Below are 4,613 nucleotides of genomic sequence, written 5' to 3' on the forward strand. Positions count from 1 at the left end.
TGTAAAGCCTTTTGCAATGTGTTTCCGAGGATTTTAAGTTATAAGTAGATTATATATTAAATAGGCTCTAAATATAAAAAACTTGTAATAATTCTTATCCAATTACTTATTAACTTTATTTTAAATTACCGCCAATTAAATTTTAAAAATGTTGAGAGATCCAAAATAACTACCGTCTTCAAAATCGGACCCCTTGTCAGAAAAATAACTCTGACCACTTCCATTTTTTCAGTTGGTTTTCATAAAAGATAAACACTATATTTCACAAATAAAATACAGTTGTTCAAACCGTGAATTGAGAAAATAAGAAAGGGAGTGCAGCCATATTCAGATAGAAAAATCTAAAACTAAAATACGACTGTGCATGCAATACAAAAAGTCCTTCGCCCTAAAGACAACTAAATTTTTCAACGCATTAAAATATAAACTAATTCGGTCGTTTAGCGACAATAATAGTTGAATTTAATATCATTTTAAGCCCTTTAAAGTATAAAATCATGATACGTATAAGTATACGACGATGGCTCTATAACTAGCTTTCAAGCAATTAATTTTTTAAGTTAAATTTAGGACATCTATTTTTAGCTAAATTGGTTAAAACTTAGTGGTATCAATACTTCATGGTTTTAAGGGCTTTGCCCTTGTTCCCTCGGAGAGCACGAATTTTACGGAGTAAAGTATAATATGCTATACTTTACTCTAAAGTTTAGGTCGCTTCGCTCCTTTTAAAATTAAGCGACTAGTTAAATTTAACTAAGGAGGAGATTTTTAATTTGAGCTATTTAATTTGTCACGTTCAGAAATTCAAAGCAAATGATGTAAAAGGAACACAAATTCACAACCAAAGAGAAAGTGAAAATAGTAAAAATAAAGACATAAATAAAGACCTTACAATTCTAAATTATGACTTACATAATGAGAAACATATTAACTATAATCGTAAAGTTAAAAAAATAATTAAAGAGGGTTATAGTGTCAATAAGGGAATTAGAAAAGATGCTGTAGTAATGACCAGCACTTTAATAACTTCTGACAATGAATATTTCAAAAAGCTTCCCCTGGAAGATCAAGAGAAGTTCTTTAAACAGACTTATGAATTCTTAAAAGAAAAATATGGTGAAAAGAATATAGTAGCAGCTACCGTACATTTGGATGAAACCACACCACATATGCACCTTTGTAGTGTACCTCTAACAGAAGACGGAAGACTTTCTGCTAAGATTCTTTTTAATCGTAAATCGCTATTACAATTACAATCTGACTTACCCAAACATTTACAAAGTAAAGGATTTGATGTTCAAAGAGGTGAAGCCGGTAGCGAAAAAATTCATTTGAATACTCAAGACTTTAAACTTAAAACTAAACAAGAAGAGTTAAAAAAAGGTGAAATCGAAGTTGATAAGGCCTACAATGAGCTTAATGTTAAATCTAAGGCGTTAGAAAATTTAACGACTAATATATCGAATCTTGAACAAACAAGCGTTAAAAAGAGCCTTATAGGCTCTAAAATAACACTTCAAGAGGGAGATTATAATAAAATAATAGATTTAGCTAAAAAAGGGGTATTAAATGAAAATTCTTTGAATGAATTAAAAAGAGCTAATATAAGTTATCATAAAGGATTCACAGAGTACTTTGATAAATACTCTAAATTAAAAAAAGAAAATAGAAAGTTAACTGACAATGTGGCAGGTTTAATAAAAGAATATAAAATAATGACTAATATTTTAGAAAAAAACAATTTAATGCCTGAAGTTCAGCAAAAATTAAAAGATGAAAAAGAAACTGAGAAGATCTCAAGAAGAAATAAAAGAGAAGAATTAGAACTATAAAAGAGACAACAACAACTTGTTGTTGTTTTAAAGGTTTTAAACAGTACTTGTTTTAAAGGTTTTACGCCCTATTGAAAGTGTTGGTATGACTAACTTCTATCAAGTGAACTATGACCAAAAAGGGGTGAACTATGACCAAAAAGGGGTGAGAACGACCGGTATTATGACTTGACATTTAAAAAGTCATAATATATAATTTTACCTGGGGTGGTAATGTATGGTTAAAAATAAGCTAATTGTAAAATCTAATTACATAGTTGAGGCTTCGTATAAGCTAAGTGTTGGAGAGCAAAGGGTCATATATGTTTTAACATCTATGATTAACAAAGATGACGCTGATTTCAAGTTGTATAAATTTACTGCAAAAGAATTTGCAAATATAATAGGGACAAAAAGTAAGAATATATATAGCCAAGTATCTCAGTATGTTGAAGCTTTAAGAGATAGGGATTTAACTATAATAAAAGAAAAATCTATATTAAAGACTAAATGGTTAAGCTCAGCAGAATATTTTGTTGACGAAGGATATGTCGAATTAGAATTTTCACCAAAGCTTAAACCATATCTATTATTGCTTAAAGAGCGATTTACAAAGCTTTCACTAGAACAAATGGTAACTTTTAATAGTCAATATTCAGGGAGAATATATGAGATTTTAAAACAGTATCAAAATATAGGATTTAGGGTATTTAAAATTGAAGATTTAAAGTCTTTACTAGGAATAGAAATTGGAGAGTATAAGCTATATGGTGATTTTAAGAGAAAAATATTATTAAAAGCACAAAAAGAAATCAATTATGGTAGTGAATTATTGATAGATTTTGAGGAAATTAAAAAAGGTAGAAAGGTAGAAGGTATAAAATTCATCATAAAAACTAATGGTAAGGCTATAAGCGAAGTTTGTGCTACTGAAGAGATCAAGTGTACCGATGAAACAAAAACACACTCTACAGGGGATATAATGGCAGTTCAAGCTATATTTGAAGAAGTCATAAACGTTAAAGATGCCGAATCATTATTAAATTTTGCCAATGGCGATATAGATATTATTAAAGAAAAGCATGAAATCGCTAAAGTTACATCCGACATAAAAGGTTTAATGGGTTGGATGCTTGATGCAATAAAAGGGGATTATCAGCTACCTAAAGGCAAAAAAAGAGTAGGTAATTTTAATGATTATGAACAAAGATCTTATGATTTTGATAAGCTAGAAAGAAAGCTTTTAGGATGGGATATTAACGAAATGGATGATGTTGGAGAAGAATATCAACAAGGGAAATATTTAAAATTGAGATAAATAAAACTAAATACACTATAGAAAAATACTGTAACTTTGTTTATCAATGTCGGTTTCAGTTAAAATGAAGGGTGTTTACATATGTTAAAGCCACTAGAGTCAACGATATATATATTTTGATTTACACTCAAAATATAGGTGGACAAAATGACACCTATCAGCAAAAAAAATCGCAAGCGACCGTAAATAAATTTACTTTTTTAATTGCTTGTATCATTTTGTCCACATTACAAATGTGATTTCTAAAATTATTTTTTATATTTATCAGCATATTCTATTAATGCCATGCTTATTAAATCCATCGACTTAAATTCTTTGTAGGTATCCATAAAGGTTTTAAAATGTTCCCAGACCTCACCATATATTCGCACAGTGGTTACTTTTACTTCACCTTGTAATTTATCGTTAGCAATTTTCAACTCACTTACATCAACATTAATAATGTCCTTTTGATGGTTGTACCATTCCAACATTTCTTGTATATTATCATGCTTTTCTATGATGTTTAATATTTTATTTTCAGAGTCCTTAGAATTAAATATATTTATATTACTTTTATATTCATGTGTTGATACTGCTTTAATTGGAGTAGATTTAGGGGCTGAAACTACTGTTATATTACTTTTGTATTCATCATTTTTTATGTATTGTTTTAGTGGCTTACTAAATATATATCCCGCAGCTATAAATTTATTTCCTATAGTTTTTCTACTAATATTAATATTTAAACTAATTTCAGTTAAAGTTGATCCTTCTTTTAATTTAGTATTAACAAAACTTATTTGATTCAATATATCTAGCTTTTTATAATCTTCATTTCCCATTTTATCCACCTCATATAAATGTAATATACTTGTAATTATATCATGAATACATTTGTATTACACTTGTATTATACTGAAAAAAATTAATTATTATTACATATGGAAAGGTTAAATTTTAATTCATAATAGTATCTTACAGATAGAAATTTTCTATGCTCTTATCCTTTATATCCTCATTGATTCCAATATATCTTAAAGTAACACTAGGTGAGGAATGGTTAAATATTTGTTGAAGTAGTGCAACATCTTTATTTTGCTTGTAGTGCCAGTATCCAAAGGTCTTTCTTAGTGTGTGAGTGCCTACCTCTTGAAGCCCAATATGTTCCGCTGCACTATTCAGTATTCGATATGCTTGGACTCTACTAATGGGCTTATTTTCGCCTTTTCTACTCTGGAATAAGTATTCTTCATCAGACATTGACTTTATGTATTTATCTATTTCTATTTTTAATGATGAATTTATTAGGAATCTTTTTATCTTATTTGTCTTTTGCTCTATTATTTTAATATGTGTTTGATCTCTCAAATCCTTAACTTTAAGTTCTAACATGTCGCTGATCCTCAGGCCCGTATTAATACCTATGACAAACATTAAGTAGTTCTTATATCCTGTTTTCAATAACTCCATTTTCATTTCTTCAAGCTTTTCCCTATCTCTAA

At 28.7% G+C, this 4,613-nt stretch carries 4 protein-coding genes; 2 read left to right on the forward strand and 2 right to left on the reverse strand.

Annotated features, from left to right (window positions below):
* Positions 1 to 773 precede the first annotated feature (773 nt).
* Both mobV and JJE11_RS14980 read left to right on the forward strand, forming a co-directional pair.
* On the forward strand, positions 774 to 1,832 hold the full coding sequence (gene mobV, locus JJE11_RS14975) for a MobV family relaxase (RefSeq protein ID WP_291637036.1): 1,059 nt from the start codon (positions 774 to 776) through the stop codon (positions 1,830 to 1,832).
* A 217-nt stretch (positions 1,833 to 2,049) separates the two neighbouring features.
* Positions 2,050 to 3,129, forward strand: coding sequence for a replication initiation protein (locus JJE11_RS14980; protein WP_291637038.1), 1,080 nt, complete (start codon positions 2,050 to 2,052; stop codon positions 3,127 to 3,129).
* A gap of 248 nt (positions 3,130 to 3,377) precedes the next feature.
* On the opposite strand, the gene JJE11_RS14985 is transcribed toward JJE11_RS14980, so the two are convergent.
* Both JJE11_RS14985 and JJE11_RS14990 read right to left on the reverse strand, forming a co-directional pair.
* The gene (locus JJE11_RS14985; protein ID WP_291637040.1) at positions 3,378 to 3,953 is read right to left on the reverse strand and encodes a hypothetical protein; all 576 of its coding nucleotides are present in this window, start codon (positions 3,951 to 3,953) and stop codon (positions 3,378 to 3,380) included.
* 133 nt (positions 3,954 to 4,086) lie between these two features.
* On the reverse strand, positions 4,087 to 4,613 hold a 527-nt coding region (locus JJE11_RS14990), incomplete at its 5' end, for a site-specific integrase (RefSeq protein WP_291637043.1).

It is taken from the genome of Clostridium sp. (assembly GCF_016650095.1).
Classification (GTDB): Bacteria; Bacillota; Clostridia; order Clostridiales; family Clostridiaceae; genus Clostridium_AD.

What these genes read in the sequence shown, in the direction of transcription:
- JJE11_RS14980 (WP_291637038.1), top strand. Translation starts at nt 2,050, where the DNA reads ATGGTTAAAAATAAGCTAATTGTAAAATCTAATTACATAGTTGAGGCT.
- JJE11_RS14985 (WP_291637040.1), bottom strand. Translation starts at nt 3,953, where the DNA reads ATGGGAAATGAAGATTATAAAAAGCTAGATATATTGAATCAAATAAGT.